13 protein-coding genes are annotated in these 17,819 nt (G+C 67.6%); 7 read left to right on the top strand and 6 right to left on the bottom strand.

The features are described from left to right. Positions 1-48: 48 nt before the first annotated feature. The 5 genes from def to AC1Z3W_RS30360 all read right to left on the bottom strand — a co-directional run bounded on the left by def (position 49) and on the right by AC1Z3W_RS30360 (position 8,796). Positions 49-582: a peptide deformylase gene (gene def, locus AC1Z3W_RS30340; RefSeq protein ID WP_057929783.1), complete on the bottom strand. Its 534-nt coding sequence runs from the start codon at positions 580-582 to the stop codon at positions 49-51. Continuing rightward, positions 579-2,654, bottom strand: coding sequence for an NAD-dependent DNA ligase LigA (gene ligA, locus AC1Z3W_RS30345; RefSeq protein ID WP_057929782.1), 2,076 nt, complete (start codon positions 2,652-2,654; stop codon positions 579-581). The genes def and ligA overlap by 4 nt, the downstream gene beginning before the upstream one ends. A gap of 170 nt (positions 2,655-2,824) precedes the next feature. Then, on the bottom strand, positions 2,825-4,117 hold the full coding sequence (locus AC1Z3W_RS30350; RefSeq protein ID WP_124833109.1) for a cell division protein ZipA C-terminal FtsZ-binding domain-containing protein: 1,293 nt from the start codon (positions 4,115-4,117) through the stop codon (positions 2,825-2,827). A gap of 85 nt (positions 4,118-4,202) precedes the next feature. Continuing rightward, on the bottom strand, positions 4,203-7,715 hold the full coding sequence (gene smc / locus AC1Z3W_RS30355) for a chromosome segregation protein SMC (protein ID WP_483509222.1): 3,513 nt from the start codon (positions 7,713-7,715) through the stop codon (positions 4,203-4,205). A gap of 139 nt (positions 7,716-7,854) precedes the next feature. After that, the gene (locus AC1Z3W_RS30360) at positions 7,855-8,796 is read right to left on the bottom strand and encodes a DMT family transporter (RefSeq protein ID WP_057929779.1); all 942 of its coding nucleotides are present in this window, start codon (positions 8,794-8,796) and stop codon (positions 7,855-7,857) included. 159 nt (positions 8,797-8,955) lie between these two features. Between AC1Z3W_RS30360 and dapC the strand changes: the two genes are divergently transcribed. From dapC to cls, 6 genes are all read left to right on the top strand, one after another. Then, complete coding sequence (dapC, locus tag AC1Z3W_RS30365) at positions 8,956-10,188, top strand: succinyldiaminopimelate transaminase (RefSeq protein WP_483509223.1); 1,233 nt, start codon at positions 8,956-8,958, stop codon at positions 10,186-10,188. Between the two features lie 43 nt (positions 10,189-10,231). Continuing rightward, positions 10,232-11,059 (top strand): 2,3,4,5-tetrahydropyridine-2,6-dicarboxylate N-succinyltransferase, encoded by an 828-nt coding sequence (gene dapD, locus AC1Z3W_RS30370; RefSeq protein ID WP_006478479.1) that lies wholly within the window; start codon positions 10,232-10,234, stop codon positions 11,057-11,059. Then, the gene (locus AC1Z3W_RS30375) at positions 11,059-11,427 is read left to right on the top strand and encodes an ArsC family reductase (RefSeq protein ID WP_044847939.1); all 369 of its coding nucleotides are present in this window, start codon (positions 11,059-11,061) and stop codon (positions 11,425-11,427) included. Before dapD ends, AC1Z3W_RS30375 begins: the two co-directional genes overlap by 1 nt. A gap of 90 nt (positions 11,428-11,517) precedes the next feature. After that, positions 11,518-12,657, top strand: a complete 1,140-nt coding sequence (gene dapE / locus AC1Z3W_RS30380) for a succinyl-diaminopimelate desuccinylase (protein WP_057929776.1) — start codon at positions 11,518-11,520, stop codon at positions 12,655-12,657. A 12-nt stretch (positions 12,658-12,669) separates the two neighbouring features. Continuing rightward, the gene (gene prmB, locus AC1Z3W_RS30385) at positions 12,670-13,578 is read left to right on the top strand and encodes a 50S ribosomal protein L3 N(5)-glutamine methyltransferase (protein ID WP_057929775.1); all 909 of its coding nucleotides are present in this window, start codon (positions 12,670-12,672) and stop codon (positions 13,576-13,578) included. Positions 13,579-13,691: 113 nt separating this feature from the next. Further along, positions 13,692-15,131: a cardiolipin synthase gene (gene cls / locus AC1Z3W_RS30390; protein ID WP_057929774.1), complete on the top strand. Its 1,440-nt coding sequence runs from the start codon at positions 13,692-13,694 to the stop codon at positions 15,129-15,131. A 124-nt stretch (positions 15,132-15,255) separates the two neighbouring features. On the opposite strand, the gene AC1Z3W_RS30395 is transcribed toward cls, so the two are convergent. Continuing rightward, on the bottom strand, positions 15,256-15,735 hold the full coding sequence (locus tag AC1Z3W_RS30395; RefSeq protein WP_057929773.1) for a glutathione peroxidase: 480 nt from the start codon (positions 15,733-15,735) through the stop codon (positions 15,256-15,258). 137 nt (positions 15,736-15,872) lie between these two features. Here AC1Z3W_RS30395 and AC1Z3W_RS30400 point away from each other — a divergent pair, with 137 nt between their 5' ends. Then, positions 15,873-17,804 (top strand): ATP-binding cassette domain-containing protein, encoded by a 1,932-nt coding sequence (locus AC1Z3W_RS30400; protein ID WP_057929772.1) that lies wholly within the window; start codon positions 15,873-15,875, stop codon positions 17,802-17,804. The last annotated feature ends 15 nt before the right edge of the window (positions 17,805-17,819 follow it).

Here is a 17,819-nt window from a genome sequence, read left to right on the forward strand (position 1 = left end):
TTTCCGGTACGACGACGGCGCGCAACCTGGCGCAGCGCCGCGTGCCGGTCAGTCGTCGTCGGTCGGATCGAGCCCCGGGAACAGCACCTCGGTGAAGCCGAAGCGCGTGAAGTCGGTGATCCGCATCGGATATAGCTTGCCGATCAGGTGATCGTATTCGTGCTGGACGACCCGCGCATGGAAGCCTTCGGCGACGCGATCGATCTTCGCGCCGAACTGGTCGAAACCGCTGTAGCGCACCTTCGCATAGCGGCTGACGACGCCGCGCATGCCAGGCACCGACAGACAACCTTCCCAGCCCTCTTCCATGTCCGGCGGCATGTACTCGAGCTTCGGGTTGATCAGCACCGTCTCGGGTACGGGCGGTGCGTCCGGATAGCGGTTGTTGCTGCCGAAGCCGAAGATAATGAGCTGCAGCCCGATGCCGATCTGCGGCGCGGCAAGCCCGGCGCCGTTCGCGTGATGCATCGTCTCGAACATGTCCGCGACGATCTCGTGCAGTTCGGGGGTATCGAACCGCTCGACCGGCTTGGCGACTTCGAGCAGGCGCGGATCGCCCATCTTCAGGATCTCGCGAATCATGGCGTGTTGCCCTCCAGGAGTTGGTGCAGTCCGTCTTCGTCCAGTACGGGGATGCCGAGTTCCTCGGCCTTCGCGAGCTTGCTGCCGGCTTCGGCGCCCGCGACCACGTAATCCGTCTTCTTCGATACCGAGCCCGAGACTTTCGCGCCCGCCGCTTCGAGCATCTCCTTCGCCGCGTCACGCGTGAGCGTAGGCAGCGTGCCCGTCAGCACGACCGTCTTGCCGGCCAGCACGCCCTGCGGCGCCTTCGGCGCGGGCGGGCCTTCGGGCCATGTGACCTTGCCGGGCGCGCGCAGCTGCTCGATCACGGTGCGGTTGTGCTCTTCCGCGAAGAACTGGTGAAGCGACTCGGCCACGATCGGCCCGACGTCGTTCACTTCGAGCAGTTCCTCGATCGACGCGTCCATGATTGGGGTCAGCGACCCGAAATGCTTCGCGAGATCCTTCGCGGTCGATTCGCCGACATGGCGGATCCCGAGCCCGTAGATGAAGCGCGCGAGCGTCGTGTGCTTCGCCTTCTCGAGCGAGTCGAGCAGATTCTGCGCGGACTTCTCGGCGAACCGGTCGAGTTCCGCGAGCGTCGCGAAACCGAGATTGAACAGATCGGCCGGCGTGCGCACGAGATTCAATTCGACGAGCTGATCGATGATCTTTTCGCCCAGGCCGTCGATGTCGAGCGCGCGGCGCTGCGCGAAGTGCCACAGCGCCTGCTTGCGCTGCGCCGGGCAGAACAGGCCGCCCGTGCAACGCGCGATCGCCTCGTCCGGCAGCCGCTCGATCTTCGAGCCGCACACCGGGCATTCGGTCGGCATCACGAACTCGGCCGCGCCTTCCGGACGGCGGTCGAGCAACGCACCGACGACTTCGGGGATCACGTCGCCTGCGCGCCGCACGATCACCGTATCGCCGATCCGGATGTCCTTGCGGCGCACTTCGTCCTCGTTGTGCAGCGTCGCGTTGGTCACCGTCGCGCCGCCGACGAACACGGGTTCGAGCCGCGCGACCGGTGTGATCGCACCCGTGCGGCCAACCTGCACGTCGATCGCAACGAGCTTCGTCAGCGCTTCCTGCGCGGGGAACTTGTGCGCGAGCGCAAAGCGTGGCGCGCGCGACACGAAACCGAGGCGGTCCTGCTCGTCGCGCCGGTTCACCTTGTAGACGACGCCGTCGATGTCGTACGGCAGCGACTCGCGCTTCTCGCCGATCTTGCGGAAGAAGCCGAGCAATCCGTCGGCGCCGTACACGACCGCGCGCTCGCGGTTCACCGGCAGGCCGAGCGACTCGTACCAGTCGAGCAGCGCGCTGTGCGTGTCCGGCATCGGCATCCCGTCGAGCACGCCGATCCCGTATGAGAAGAACGACAGCGGACGCTGCGCGGTGATCTTCGGATCGAGCTGGCGCAGGCTGCCGGCCGCCGCGTTGCGCGGGTTCGCGAATTCGCGCTGCTCGGCCGCGCGCTGGCGTTCGTTCAGGCGTGCGAAGTCACGCTTGAACATCAGCACCTCGCCGCGCACGTCGAGCACGGCCGGCACATGTGCACCCTTCAGCTTCAGCGGGATCGAGCGGATCGTGCGGACGTTCTCCGTCACGTCCTCGCCGGTCGTTCCGTCGCCGCGCGTCGACGCCTGCACGAACACGCCCTGCTCGTAGCGCAGCGAGATCGCGAGCCCGTCGAACTTCAGCTCACATGCGTATTCGACGGGGTCCGTCACCGAGCCGGCAAGATCGGTCGTCTTGTCGAGCGCATCGGCGACCCGCTTGTCGAACGCGGCGATGTCCTCGTCGGCGAAGCCGTTGTTCAGCGACAGCATCGGCGCGTCATGAACGACCGGTGTGAAACCGTTCGCCACTTCGCCGCCGACGCGCTGCGTCGGCGAATCGGGCGTCACGAGGTCGGGATGAGCGGTTTCGAGTTGCTGCAGCTCGCCAAACAATCGATCGTATTCGGCGTCGGGCAGATCCGGCTGGTCGAGCACGTAATAGGCGTAATTCGCGCGCTCGAGTTGGTCGCGCAGCCACGCGGCACGCGCGTCGGGCTGGCTGGCTGGCGGTTCGGCTTGGGTTCGGGCCATGCTGGCGGCAGTTTCGTTCTGAAAAATCGGATGTTCGATTATCTCAGTTTGACGCCGCAACGGCGACTCGCAATGCGTGCCGCACGGCCCCTCGCGGCACACACAGGGGGCGTGTGTGCGGCACTGCAGCGACGGGCGGCGGCACCGCATGCCGCCGCCCGCAACACGCGTTACTGGCTGAAGAGGCGGCGCGTGACCGGCGAGCCGGCCGGGATGCCGGCCTCCTCGAGCTTCGCGTACAGCTTCATCAACTGCTGATCGATCGCGACCAACGTCGATTCCGGCAGCGGCCGGCGCGAATCGTCGACGACCCGCGCACCGATCCGCTCGGACAGCGACTTCGCGTAGTCGCACATCAGCCGGAACGGCAGGATATCCTCTTCGGCGACCGGCACGTCGAGCACCAGCGTGATCATGTTGCCGCCCTTGTACGTCAGGTCGTCGCGCAGGAAGTTCGTGTCGCCGAACTGCAGCATGAACACGGGGTTCTGCTTCGCGTCGAGCTTCACGAAACGCGTGCCGTCGCGCGACAGCAGCAGCCCGTCCTGGGAAGCGACGGCCTGCACGTAGTTCGCCGACCACGGCGCGCCGTCCGACATCACGTTGATCGACAGCTGCGCGTCGCACTGCGCGGCAAAGCCGTCGAGCTCGCGCGCCATCGAGACCGTCTCCATCATGTCCGGGAATTCGGGTGCGCCGTCGATTGCATCGGCGAACTGCTGGACGCCGGTCACGAATTCGGAGAATTCAAGCTCGTTGAGCGCGCCGCTGCGGTTCGCTAGCTGGGCGGCCGCGCGCAGCTCTTCATAGCGCACGCCGTTCTGCAGCAGCTCCCACTGGCCGCCTTCCGGCTTGCCTTCGATATGCACGGGCTTGCTGCCCGCTCGGCGCAGCCGCTGCGCGGCCGGCAGGATCTTGTCGCCCGGCAGCGACCCGCCGAGGCGAATCGGCACGATGCAGTCGATCCGGCGGTCGACGATTGCGGGCGGCGCCGACGAGATCGTCGTCGCGGCCGGCAGCACGGGTTCGGGCGTTTCGTTCGATGCGTCGGCGGCCGGCGCGTCCTGTGCGGCGGCGACCGCCCCTTCGTCGACGGACTGCTCGGCCGCCTCGGTCGATTCCGGCTGTATGTCGACCCCGGTGGCCTCGGCCTGCAGATCGGCCGGCATGTCGGCAGGCGCCGCACCGCCGAAGGTCGGCTCGACGCGCGCGGCTTCGGCCGGCGCGCTCGCGGCGGCGGCGGGTGCCGGCGCCGCGGGTTCGCGGCGCACGGGCTGGCGCACCGGCTCGATGAACGGCTGCTCATCGTCGCGCTCGGGGCGATTCATCGCCTCGGCCGTCTCTTCCGGCATCGGGCGCGGCATCCTGCGCCGCACCTTCGCACCCTGCCACGCGTTGTAGACCACGACGCCGCCCACCACGACGGCGCCCGCGCCGATCAAACCGAGTGTCAACTCGTCCATGCACGCTCCATCAGCAATTCTTTTTCGTCGGACTCGCGAACGGGCGCCCATGCGCCGCGCGAACGCGGTCCGGTTTCTTCAAACGTCAATTCTGGGCAAAACCCGCGGCGGTTTCCATGTCCACCGCCACGATCCGCGACACGCCCTGCTCCTGCATCGTCACGCCGATCAGTTGCTGCGCCATCTCCATCGCGATCTTGTTGTGCGAGATGAAGAGGAACTGCGTCTTGTCGGACATCGCGCGCACGAGATTCGCGAAACGCTCGGTGTTCGCGTCGTCGAGCGGCGCGTCGACCTCGTCGAGCAGACAGAACGGTGCCGGATTCAGCTGGAACATCGCGAACACCAGTGCGGTGGCGGTCAGTGCCTTCTCGCCACCCGACAACAGGTGGATGGTCGCGTTCTTCTTGCCCGGCGGCTGCGCCATCACCTGCACGCCCGCATCGAGGATCTCGTCGCCCGTCATGATCAGCTTCGCCTGACCGCCGCCGAACAGGCGCGGGAACAGATCGCTGAAGTGACGGTTGACCTCGTCGAAGGTGCCCTGCAGCAACGTGCGGGTTTCCTGATCGATCTTGTGGATCGCGTCCTCGAGCGTCGTGATCGCGTCGGTCAGGTCGGCCGACTGCGCATCGAGGAACACCTTGCGCTCGCTCGCGGCCTTCAGCTCGTCGAGCGCGGCCATGTTCACCGGGCCCAGCGCGTTGATCGCGTTGTTCAGGCGCGTGACCTCGCCCTGCAGGTACGACGGTTTCAGGTCCGGCGTCAGCTTCTCGCGCAGCGCTTCCTCGTCGACCTCGGCCGCCGTGAGCTGCTCGGCAAACTGCTCGACGGACAGGCGCGCGGCCTGCTCCTTCAGCTGCAGCTCGGTGATGCGGTCGCGCAGCGGCTGCAGCGAACGCTCGGCGACGAGACGCTGCTCGTCCGATGCGCGCAGCTTCGCGGTCAGGTCGTCGAGTTCGATCCGTGCGGCCTGCAGCGCCTCTTCCTTCACCGCGCGGATTTCGAGCGCATCCTGCAGGCCCGTGTGCGCGGTCTGCTCGTTGATCGTTTCGAGTTCGGCACGCGCGTCTTCCAGCGACGCGGCGACGCGCTCGCTCTGCTCGTGCGCGACCTGGATGCTGCGCTTGAGCTCATCGATCCGCGTGACCGCGTTGCGCGCGGCGAAGCGCGCGTCGTTCGCGCCACGCTCGAGGTCGCGCGCTTCCTGGCGCGCCTGCGTCAGCGATTCGTCGAGCGCTTCGAACGCGAGCTGGTTGTCCTCGAAGCGCGCCTGCAGTTCCGCGAGTTCGCCGTCGAAGCGCTCGAAGTTCGCTTCCGACTCCGCACGCAGTGCACGCTGCTCGTCGATCTGCGCACCGATTTCCTCGAGTTCCTCGCGGATCTGCGTGCTGCGCTGCGTGTAGCGTTCATGTGCCTGCGCGAGCTTCAGCACGTCCATCTGCAGCGCGTGCACGCGCTGCGTCGCGCGTTCGGCCTGCGCGCGCACGTCGCCGAGCGCCTGCGCGGCCTGCGTGTGGGCGGCTTCCGCCCGCACCGCGGCCGTGCGGGCCTCGTCGGCGAGCAGCGCCTGCGCACGCACCTGGCGCGTCAGGTTCTCGATCTCCTGCTGGCGGGCCAGCATCCCGGCCTGCTCCGAGTCGGCCGCGTACAGTTGCACGCCGACACGCGTAACGATGTGGCCGGCCTTCACGACGAACGCACCGCCTGCCGGCAGCTGCGCGCGCATCGCGAGCGCCTGCGCGATGTCGTCGGCGACGTACACGTTGCCGAGCCAGTCGTTCAGCACCGCACGGATGCCCGCATCGTCGATGCGCACGAGCGACAGCACCGGGCGCAGCCCGGCCACGGCGGCAGGCGGCTCACCGGCCGCGGGCGGCGCATAGAACGCGAGCTTCGCGGGCGGCGCATCGGTCGCGAACGCCTTCACCCAGTCGAGATTCGACACTTCGAGTGCGGCGAGCCGCTCGCGCAGCACGGCCTCGAGCGCCGCTTCCCAGCCCGCTTCGACATGCAGCTTCTTCCACAGGCGCGGCAGCGCGCCGAGCTCGTGCTTGTCGAGCCACGGCTGGATCTTGCCTTCGGTCTGCACGTTCTCCTGCAGCTGCTTGAGTGCGGCGAGCCGTGCCTCGAGCTGGTGGATCTGCGCGCTTTCGGCCTGCACGCGCTCCTGCGCGGCACGGCGTTCGCCATCGAGGCGCGGCAGCGCTTCCTGCGCATCGGCAAGGCGTGCCTGTGCTTCGGCGAGAATCTCTTCCTGCTCGGCGAGCTGCATGCGCAACTCTTCGAGCTGCGCTTCATCTGGTGCGTCGAGCCCGCCCGCCTCGGACTTCAGGCGCTCATGACGCTGCTGGAGCTGCTGGAGCTGCTGGTCGGCATTGCGCTGGTGCGCGGCCTCGAGCTTCAGCGACTGTTCGGTCTGCGCGATCCGCGCGCGCTCATCGTTGAGCTGCGCCTGCGCATCGCGCCATTTCGCCTCGAGCGCCGGCAGCGCGTCGTGCTTCGCGGCTGCGTTGTCTTCCGCGAGCGCGGCCTTCTCGTCGGCCATCGCGCGCGCCTCTTCGGCTTCCTCGAGCTCGTCCTGCGCCTTCTCGGCCTGCGCGCGCCATTGCTCGCGCTGTGCGTTCAACGCGGCGATCTGCGCCTGCACGCGGTTGCGCGATTCGACGATGAACTTGATCTCGGCCTCGAGGCGGCTCACTTCGGCGTTCGCTTCATAGAGCGCGCCCTGCGCGCCCTGCATCGCGTCGCTCGCCGAGTAATGCGCGACCCGCAGCGTCTCGAGCTGCGACTCGACCTCACGCAGCTTCGCCGTCTGCGCCTCGAGGTCGATCTGCGCCTGCTCGATCGCGCGCTGCTGCTTCTGCTGCTCGCCCGCGGCCTCGTTCTTGCGCAGCAGCCACAACAGGCGCTGCTTCTCCTCGCCGTCGGCGACGAGTTCCTTGTACTTGGTGGCCACGACGGCCTGCGCCTCGAGCTTCTCGAGGTTCGCGCCGAGCTCGCGGACGATGTCCTCGACGCGCGTCAGGTTCTCGCGCGTATCGTGCAGGCGGTTCTCGGTCTCGCGACGGCGTTCCTTGTACTTCGACACGCCCGCGGCTTCTTCGAGGAACACGCGCAGCTCTTCCGGCTTCGCCTCGATGATCCGCGCGATCATGCCCTGCCCGATGATCGCGTACGCACGCGGCCCGAGGCCCGTGCCGAGGAAGATGTCCTGGATGTCGCGGCGGCGTGCCGGCAGGTTGTTGATGTAGTAGCTCGACGTGCCGTCGCGCGTCAGCACGCGCTTCACGGCGATCTCGCCGTACTGGCCCCACTGCCCGGCCGCGCGGCCGTCGGAGTTGTCGAAGATCAGTTCCACGCTGGCCCGGCTGCCGGGCTTGCGGGCGGTCGAGCCGTTGAAGATCACGTCCTGCATCGACTCGCCGCGCAGCTCGGACGCGCGCGACTCGCCGAGCACCCAGCGCACGGCATCGATGATGTTGGACTTGCCGCACCCGTTCGGGCCCACCACGCCGACAAGCTGGCCCGGAACCTGGAAATGCGTGGGATCGACAAAGGATTTGAAGCCAGCGAGTTTGATCGAGCTCAGACGCACGGCGGTATCGGATGTGAAGAAGGTGTGAAACGGACGGGGCCGCGACGCGCGAGGCCGGACGGCCCATGCGCGCGATGCGCCCCGGAATTCAAAAGCGGGGCCGTGCGCATACAGCGTTGGGCCCCGCAAACGGCTTCCATCATACCATCGCGCGTGCGCCGTCCCGCCCGCCGCCGGGTTTGCCCGGTGCCGGCGCGGCACGATGGACCCGGCTCGACAGCAGCGTCGCCAGCACGATGCACGCGCCGCCCGCCCACTCGCGCGCGCTCGGCAACTCGTTCGCGAACACCCACGCCGACAGCGCGGTGATCACGATCTCGAACAGCATGATGATCGACGCGCGGTTCGCCGGCACGCGCGCAAGCCCGTATTGCACGAGCAGGTTGTTCGCGGCCATCGTCACGCCGATCGCCACGATGATCAGTGCGGCCATGCCAAGCTGCCCGCCCGCCGGCGCGACCGGCCACCCTTCGAACAGCGACGCGATCGCGCCGAACACGGCCGCGCCGCCGAACAGCGTCGCCGTGCGCATCTCGGCGCGCATCTCAGGCAACTCGCGGCTCGCCTTGATCACGAGCACGTTGCTCATCGCGAAACTCAGGCCGGCAGCGAGCCCCGCCCATTCGGCCGGATTGGCCGGCAGCGGCACGCCAAGCTTCGGCGACCACAGCATCAGCATCGCGCCGCCGATCGACAGCGCAGCCAGCCCCGCGCCGGCCCAGGTCAGCCGCTCGCGCAGCAGGAAATGCGCGTAGATCGCGGTCCATGCCGGGGTCAGGTAGAACAGCAGCATCACGCGCAGCACCTCGCCGTGGATCGTGCCCCACACGAAGCCGAGGTTGGTCACGCCCGCCGTGATCGCGATGCCCGGCAGCACCCAGTGCCAGCGCAGCGTCGCGATCGTGCGATGCCGCACGACGATCACGAACAGGAACGCGACCGTGCTCGTCAGCGCGCTCGCCAGCGTACCGGTGAGACCGAGCGATGCAAGAATCCGCAGCGGATACCAGATCAGGCCCCATACCGAAGCGCCGATCAGGATGGCCAGCGTCGGCAGGCTGCCGCGTACCGCGTTATTCATTTGGTTCGATACCCTTTATTCGACCGGCCCGGCCGCCGTTCCGGCGGGCCGTGACCGCATTGCGTCACGCTATAATCGTCCGCTGCGAGCCGCGCGCCGTCGGCGCCCGCTCGCAGCCGTGCGGCACCTGCGCCGCCCCTTTCGCTCCAACCGGCCGCGATGGCCGCTTCGCCCGTGAACCCTCGACTCGACTCGCTCCAGCCCTATCCCTTCGAAAAGCTGCGCGCCCTGTTCAAGGACGTGACGCCCGCTTCCGGCCTGAAACCGATCAGCTTCGGCATCGGCGAGCCCAAGCACCCGACGCCGGCGCTGATCCGCGACGCCGTGGTGGCCGCGCTCGACGGCCTCGCGTCGTACCCGGCCACGGCCGGCTCGGACGCGCTGCGCACGTCGATCGCGCACTGGCTCGAACGCCGCTACGGGCTGCCGGCGATCGATCCGGCCACCCAGGTGCTGCCCGTGTCGGGGTCGCGCGAGGCGCTGTTCTCGCTCGCGCAGACGGTGATCGACGCGCGCGAACGCGCGGACGGCAAGAAAGCGATCGTACTCTGTCCGAATCCTTTCTATCAAATTTACGAAGGCGCGGCGCTGCTGGCCGGTGCCGAACCCTATTTCGCGAACAGCGACCCGGCGCGCAACTTCGCGTGCGACTATGCGGCCGTGCCCGATGAAGTCTGGGCGCGCACCCAGCTGCTGTACGTGTGCTCGCCGGGCAACCCGACAGGCGCCGTGCTGACGCTCGACGACTGGCGCGAACTGTTCGCACTGTCCGACCGCCACGGTTTCGTGATCGCATCCGACGAGTGCTACTCCGAAATCTATTTCGACGAAGTAGCGCCGCCGCTCGGTGGCCTCGAGGCCGCGCACCGCCTCGGCCGCGGCTTCGAGCGCCTCGTGATGCTGTCGAGCCTGTCGAAGCGCTCGAACGTGCCGGGCATGCGCTCGGGTTTCGTCGCCGGCGACGCCGCGCTGCTGAAGAAATTCCTGCTGTACCGCACGTACCACGGCGCCGCGCTGTCGCCGGTTTGGCAGCACGCGAGCATCGCCGCGTGGAACGACGAGGCACACGTGCGCGAGAACCGCGCGCTGTATCTGCAGAAGTTCAACACGGTCACGCCGATGCTAGCCGACGTGATCGACGTGAAGCTGCCCGACGCCGCGTTCTACCTGTGGGCCAACGTCGCGCGCACCGGCCTGTCGGACACCGAGTTCGCCCGCCGCCTGTACGCCGACTATAATGTGGCGGTTCTGCCCGGCTCGTACCTCGCGCGCGACGCGCACGGCACGAACCCGGGCCGCGATTTCATCCGGATCGCGCTCGTCGCGGGCACCCCCGAATGCGTCGAGGGCGCGCAACGCATCGTCGATTTCTGCCGGTCTCTCGCGCGGTAATCGTCCATCCGATCAATTCCATCCATCTCCTGCGAAAACGAACATGTCGCAACAACTTCAGCAAATCATCGATACCGCCTGGGAAAACCGCGCCGAGCTGTCGCCGAAGGCCGCACCGGCCGACGTCCGCGAAGCCGTCGCGCATGCGATCGAGCAACTCGACAAAGGCGCGCTGCGCGTTGCCGAGAAGATCGACGGCAACTGGACCGTGCACCAGTGGCTGAAGAAGGCCGTGCTGCTGTCGTTCCGCCTGGAGGACAACGCGCCGATGCCGGCCGGCGGCTACTCCCAGTTCTACGACAAGGTGCCGTCGAAGTTCGCGAACTACACGGCTGAAGACTTCGCCGCGGGCGGCTTCCGCGTCGTGCCGCCGGCCATCGCGCGCCGCGGCTCCTTCATCGCGAAGAACGTCGTGCTGATGCCGTCGTACACCAACATCGGCGCATACGTCGACGAAGGCACGATGGTCGACACGTGGGCCACGGTCGGTTCGTGCGCGCAGATCGGCAAGAACGTGCACCTGTCGGGCGGCGTCGGCATCGGCGGCGTGCTCGAGCCGCTGCAGGCAAACCCCGTCATCATCGAAGACAACTGCTTCATCGGCGCGCGCTCGGAAGTCGTCGAAGGCGTGATCGTCGAGGAAAACTCGGTGATCTCGATGGGCGTGTACCTCGGCCAGAGCACGAAGATCTACGATCGCGAGACGGGCGAAGTCAGCTACGGCCGCATCCCGGCCGGCTCGGTCGTCGTCGCTGGCAACCTGCCGTCGAAGGACGGCTCGCACAGCCTGTACTGCGCCGTGATCGTGAAGAAGGTCGACGCGAAAACCCGCGCGAAGGTCGGCCTGAACGAGCTGCTGCGAGGCGACTGATGGCCAAGCCGCGCACCGTGGTCGTCTACGGCATTCCGAACTGCGACACCGTGAAGAAGGCCCGCGTGTGGCTCGACGATCATGGCGTCGAGTTCGAGTTCCACGACTTCAAGAAGCTCGGCGTCAGCGCCCCGCTCGTCGAAGACTGGCTGAAGGACGTGTCGCTCGATGCGCTCGTGAACAAGCGCGGCACGACGTGGCGCGGCCTGGACGACGCCATGAAGGCGGCCGCGGAAACGAAATCCGGCGCGGTCGCGCTGATGATCCACAAGCCGTCGGTCATCAAGCGTCCCGTGCTCGTCGTCAACGGCCGCGTGAAATCGCTCGGCTTCGTGGCCGATCAGTACGCGGCGCTGTTTGCCGCCTAGGGCCGCCTGCGCTGCGCCCGTGGGCGCAGCCCGACGTCTCATCGCTGCCGGCCACCGCGCCGGCATTTTTTATCGAAAGTGGTCCGAACCATGTCCGCCACCCTAGCCCTTACCGAACAGCTGATCACCCGCGCGTCCGTCACGCCCGACGATCAGCATTGCCAGCAGATCATGACCGAGCGCCTCGCCGCGCTCGGCTTCGAATGCGAGACCATCGCGTCGCACGGCGTGACCAACCTGTGGGCCGTCAAGCGCGGCACCGACGGCCGCGACGGCAAGCTGCTCGCATTCGCGGGCCACACCGACGTCGTACCGACCGGCCCGCTCGAGCAGTGGACCTCGCCGCCGTTCATCCCCGCGCATCGCGACGGCAAGCTGTACGGCCGCGGCGCGGCCGACATGAAGACGTCGCTCGCGGCGTTCGTCGTCGCCTCCGAGGAATTCGTCGCGGCCCACCCCGGCCACCGCGGCGCGATCGCGTTCCTGATCACGAGCGACGAGGAAGGCCCGGCCACCGATGGCACCGTGAAGGTCGTCGACCTGCTCGAAGCGCGCGGCGAACGCCTCGACTACTGCATCGTCGGCGAGCCGACCTCGACCACGGAACTCGGCGACGTCGTAAAGAACGGCCGCCGCGGTTCGATGTCGGGCGAGCTGATCGTCAAGGGCGTGCAGGGCCACATCGCGTACCCGCACCTCGCGAAGAACCCGATTCACCTGCTCGCGCCGGCACTTGCCGAGCTCGCCGCCGAACAGTGGGACGAAGGCAACGAATACTTCCCGCCGACCACCTGGCAGGTGTCGAACCTGCACGCGGGCACCGGCGCGACCAACGTGATCCCCGGCCACGCGGACCTGATGTTCAACTTCCGCTTCTCGACGGCGAGCACCGTCGAGGGCCTGCAGGCGCGCGTGCATGCGATCCTCGACAAGCACGGCCTCGAATACACGCTGAAGTGGTCGGTGAGCGGCCTGCCGTTCCTCACGCCGCGCGGCGACCTGTCGAACGCGCTCGAGAACGCGATCCGCGCCGAGACCGGCCTCACGACCGAGCTGTCGACGACGGGCGGCACGTCCGACGGACGCTTCATCGCGCGTATCTGCCCGCAGGTGATCGAATTCGGCCCGCCGAACGGCAGCATCCACAAGATCGACGAGCACATCGACGTGCGCTTCGTCGACCCGCTGAAGAACGTGTACCGCCGCGTGCTCGAACAACTGATCGCCTGACGGAGCCCTCGCATGACGACACCTTTTGCAACTGTTCGCGACCTGCTGCGCTATGCGGTCACGCGCTTCTCGAAGGCGAAGCTCGCGTTCGGCCACGGCTCGGACAACGCGTACGACGAAGCCGCCTACCTCGTGCTGCACACGCTCGATCTGCCGCTCGACACGCTCGAGCCGTTCCTCGACGCCCGCCTGCTGCCCGATGAAATCGCAGCCGTGCTCGCGGTGATCGAACGACGCGCGACGGAACGCGTGCCGGCCGCCTACCTCACGCACGAAGCGTGGATGCACGGGCACCGCTTCTACGTCGACGAACGCGTGATCGTGCCGCGCTCGTTCATCGGCGAGCTGCTCGACGACGGGCTGCAGCCGTATGTCGCCGACCCCGAGCAGGTCGGCGCGGTGCTCGAGCTGTGCACCGGCTCGGGCTGCCTCGCGATCCTCGCGGCCAGCGCGTTCCCGAATGCCGAGATCGATGCGGTCGACCTGTCCGACAAGGCACTCGAAGTCGCCGAGATCAACGTGCGCGACTACGGCCTCGACGATCGGATCACGCTGCATCGCGGTGACCTCTACGCGCCGCTGCCCGAGTTCCGCACGCAACCCGACGCGCGCTACGACGTGATCCTGACGAACCCGCCGTACGTGAACGCAACGTCGATGGCGGCCCTCCCGCCCGAGTACCGGCACGAGCCGGAGATGGCGCTCGCGGGCGGCGACGACGGGATGGATATCGTGCGGCGAATCATCGAGCAAGCGCACAAGTGGCTGCATGACGACGGCGTGCTCGTCGTCGAGATAGGCAACGAGCGCGAGCACGTCGAAGCCGCGTTCGGCGGCCTCGAACTCACGTGGCTGCCCACCAGCGCGGGCGACGACACCGTGTTCCTGATCCAGGCGTCGGACCTGCCGCGCAAGGCCTGACGGCGCGCCGCGACCGAACCGTGCGGTACGGCACACCGCTGTCCCGCACGGTTCGGTAAGATGCGCGTAGGCGGCCGTCGCGCCGCACGACTTCAGGAGTCCGTCACGCGCCTATGACCCTCGACTGGCTACATCTCGGCACCCTGATCCTGGCCATCCATGTGCTCGGGATCATCGCGGCGTGTCACGCGATCATGAACACGCGCACGTCGCAAGGCGCGATCGCGTGGGCCGTGTCGCTCGCCGCGATGCCGTACCTGACGCTCATCCCCTACCTGTTCCTCGGTCGCAGCAAGTTTTCCGGCTACGTCGACGCGCGACGCCACGAGATGGAAGCGTTGCGCACGCACACGCCGCGCGCGCGGTGGCTCGATGCGGACGCAAGCGACGGGCCGGCCGCCGACGCGCTCGGCCGGACCGCCGTGCTCGCGCTCACGCGGCTCGGCGGGATGCCGTTCGTCGGCGGCAATGCCGTGCGCACGCTGGTAAACGGCGATGCGACCTTCTCGGCGATCCTGTCGGCGATCGACGCCGCGCGCGATTATGTGGTCGTCCAGTTCTTCATCGTGCGCGACGACGCGCTCGGCCAGATGCTGCGCGATGCGCTCCTCGCGCGCGCGGCAGCCGGCGTGCGCTGCTACCTGCTGTACGACAGCATCGGCAGCTTCGACCTGCCGCACAGCTACGTCGACACGCTGCGCCGCGGCGGCGTCGAGGTCCATCCGTTCGCGACCCACCGCAAGTTCGTCAATCGCTTCCAGCTCAACTTCCGCAACCATCGCAAGATCGTCGTCGTCGACGGCAATCGCGCGTTCGTCGGCGGACACAACGTCGGCGTCGAGTACCTCGGCGCGAACCGGCGCCTGTCGCCGTGGCGCGACACCCATATCGAGATCCGCGGCCCGGTGGTCGCGAGCATTCAGTACGTGTTCGCCGAAGACTGGCACTGGGCCACGCAGACGCTGCCGCCGCTCGCCGCGCCGCCGGAGGCACTGCCCGACGACGCGATGCATTGCCTCGCCGTGCCGATGGGGCCGGCCGACAAGCAGGAAACCGGCTCGCTGTTCTTCGTCGAAGCGATCAACGCCGCGCGGGAACGGGTGTGGATCACGACGCCGTATCTCGTGCCCGACGAAGCGGTGATCGCCGCGCTGAAGCTCGCGGTGATGCGCGGCGTCGACGTGCGCATCCTGATCCCGAGCCGGCGCGATCACTACGTCGTGTTCGAGGCGTCCAAACTCTATGCGCGCGATCTCGTCGACGCAGGCGTCAAGGTGTACCGCTACCGGCCCGGCTTCCTGCACCAGAAAGTCGTGCTGATCGACCGCATCGCAGCCGCGATCGGCAGCGCAAATCTCGACAACCGCTCGTTCCGGCTGAACTTCGAAATCATGGTGCTGACCGTCGATCGCACGTTCGCCGGCGAGGTCGAGGCGATGCTCGACGCCGATTTCGCGCAGGCCTACGAGGTCGATGCGAACGAGTATCGACACTCGCCCGCGTGGCGGCGCATCGCGATGCACGTCGCGCGGCTGTTCGCACCGATCCTTTAGCGCTCACGCGAGCACCGGCCGCGCACCGCCAGCCGGCATGCCGACGCACGCTTTCGCACCGTTCGGCCCGGCGCCGCGGTCACGACCGGTTCGATCCGGACGACCCGCCCGCCGCTTCACGGCGTTACAGCAACTTGTCGATATCCGCGGCGATTTCCTCGGGCTTCGTCGACGGCGCATAGCGCTTGACGATCCGCCCGTCGCGGTCGACCAGGAATTTCGTGAAATTCCACTTGATTGCCTTGAGGCCCAGGATGCCGGGCGCCTCGTCGGTCAGGTAGCGGTACAGCGGATGCGCGTGGTCGCCCTTCACGTCGATCTTCGCGAACATCGGGAACGTGACGCCGTAATTGCGCTCGCAGAACGCGCCGATCTGCGTTGCGTCGCCCGGCTCCTGCTTGCCGAACTGGTTGCACGGAAAGCCGAGCACGACGAAACCGCGCGCCGCGTACTGGTCGTACAGCTTCTGCAAACCCGCATACTGCGGCGTGAAACCGCACTCGCTCGCGGTATTGACGATCAGCAGCACCTGGCCGCGATACGCATCGAGCGACGCCGGCTCACCGGCGAGCGTCTCCGCGCTGAACGAATACAGGGTGGACATCGGGCACTCCTTTTACGAAACCGGATCGACGTCGAGTCTAGGCGAAATCGCGCCGTTGCGGCACCGGCCGTTCGGCCGAATATCCGGGGCGACGCGCGCGCAGTCTAGAATAGCGGTTTTGGTCAGTCATTCCCGCCGTGATCCGTTTCAATCAGTTCAGCCTTGCGCGCGGCACCAAGCCGCTATTCGAGTCGGCCTCGTTCGTGCTCAATCCCGGCGAGAAGGCCGGCCTGATCGGCGCGAACGGCGCCGGCAAATCGACGCTGTTCTCGGTTCTGCGCGGCGAGCTGCATTCCGACGCCGGCGATTTCTCGATGCCGCCGTCGTGGCGGATCGCCCACGTGTCGCAGGAAACACCCGCCGTCGATCGCTCGGCGCTCGACTACACGCTCGACGGCGACACCGCGCTGCGCGAGATCGAAGCGCGCATCGCCGCCGCATCGGCCGCGCATGACGGCGCGGCCGAAGCCGACGCGCACGCGGCTTTTGCCGACGCCGACGGCTATACCGCACCGGCGCGCGCCGAAGCGCTGCTGCTCGGCCTAGGCTTCACGCTCGCGCAGACGCGTGAGTCGGTCGCCAGCTTCTCCGGCGGCTGGCGCATGCGCCTGAACCTCGCGCAGGCGCTGATGTGCCGCTCCGACCTGCTGCTGCTCGACGAACCGACCAACCACCTCGACCTCGACGCGATCGTCTGGCTCGAGGACTGGCTGCACCGCTACGCCGGCACGCTCGTCGTGATCTCGCACGACCGCGAATTTCTCGATTCGATCTGCAACGTCACGCTGCACCTGGAAAATCGTCAGGTGAAGCGCTACGGCGGCAATTACTCGCAGTTCGAAGTGCTGCGTGCGCAGCAACTGGCGCTGCAGCAAAGCGCATACGAAAAGCAGCAGAAGACGATCGAGCACCTGCAGAGCTTCGTCGACCGCTTCAAGGCCAAGGCGACCAAGGCCAAGCAAGCGCAAAGCCGGATGAAGGCGCTCGAGAAGATGGAGCTGATCGCGCCCGCGCACATCGCGTCGCCGTTCACGTTCGAGTTCCGCACGCCCGACGCCGCGCCGAACCCGATGATGGTGATGGAAGACGTCCGCTGCGGCTACCATGCCGACGACGGCACGGAGATCCCGATCGTCGAACGTGTCGCACTATCGATCCAGAACGGCCAGCGCATCGGCCTGCTCGGCGCGAACGGCCAGGGCAAGTCGACGCTGATCAAGACGCTGGCCGGCACGCTCGCGCCGCTGTCGGGCCACGTGCGCGACGGCAAGGGCCTCACGATCGGCTATTTCGCGCAGCACCAGCTCGAAACGCTGCGCGAGGACGATTCGCCGCTCGCGCATCTCGCGCGGCTCGCACCCGACACGCGCGAGCAGGAACTGCGCGACTTCCTCGGCGGCTTCAATTTCTCCGGCGACATGGCGACAAGCCCGGTCGGCCCGTTCTCGGGCGGCGAGAAGGCGCGGCTCGCGCTCGCGCTGATCATCTGGCAGAAGCCGAACCTGCTGCTGCTCGACGAACCGACCAACCACCTCGACCTCGAAACGCGTCACGCGCTGACGATGGCGCTCGCGCAATTCGAAGGCACGCTGATCCTCGTCTCGCACGATCGCCACCTGCTGCGCGCGACCACCGACCAGTTCATGCTCGTTGCGAAGCACCGTCTGCAGCCGTTCGACGGCGACCTCGACGATTACCGCGACTGGCTGCTGCAGCACGCCGCCGAGCAGCGCGCGGCCGCGAAGGCAGACAGCGCGGCGGCCGAGGGCGCGGATCCAGGCGTCAACCGCAAGGACCAGAAGCGCCAGGCGGCCGAGGAGCGCCAGCGCCTGTCGCAGCTGAAGAAGCCGCTGCAGAACCGCATCACGAAGCTCGAAAAGGAAATGGATACGCTGCACGCGGAGAAGGCCCGCCTCGACGCGTTCGTCGCCGATCCGGCGAGCTACGAGGCCGCGCGCAAGACGGAACTGACCGAAGCGATCCGCAAGCTCGGCGAGGTCAATACCCGGCTCGAGACGGTCGAGGCCGACTGGCTCTCCGTGCAGGAAGAACTCGAGCAGATCGGCTGAACGCGGCCCGGGCGC

This window comes from Burkholderia sp. 10_S31, from assembly GCF_056930375.1.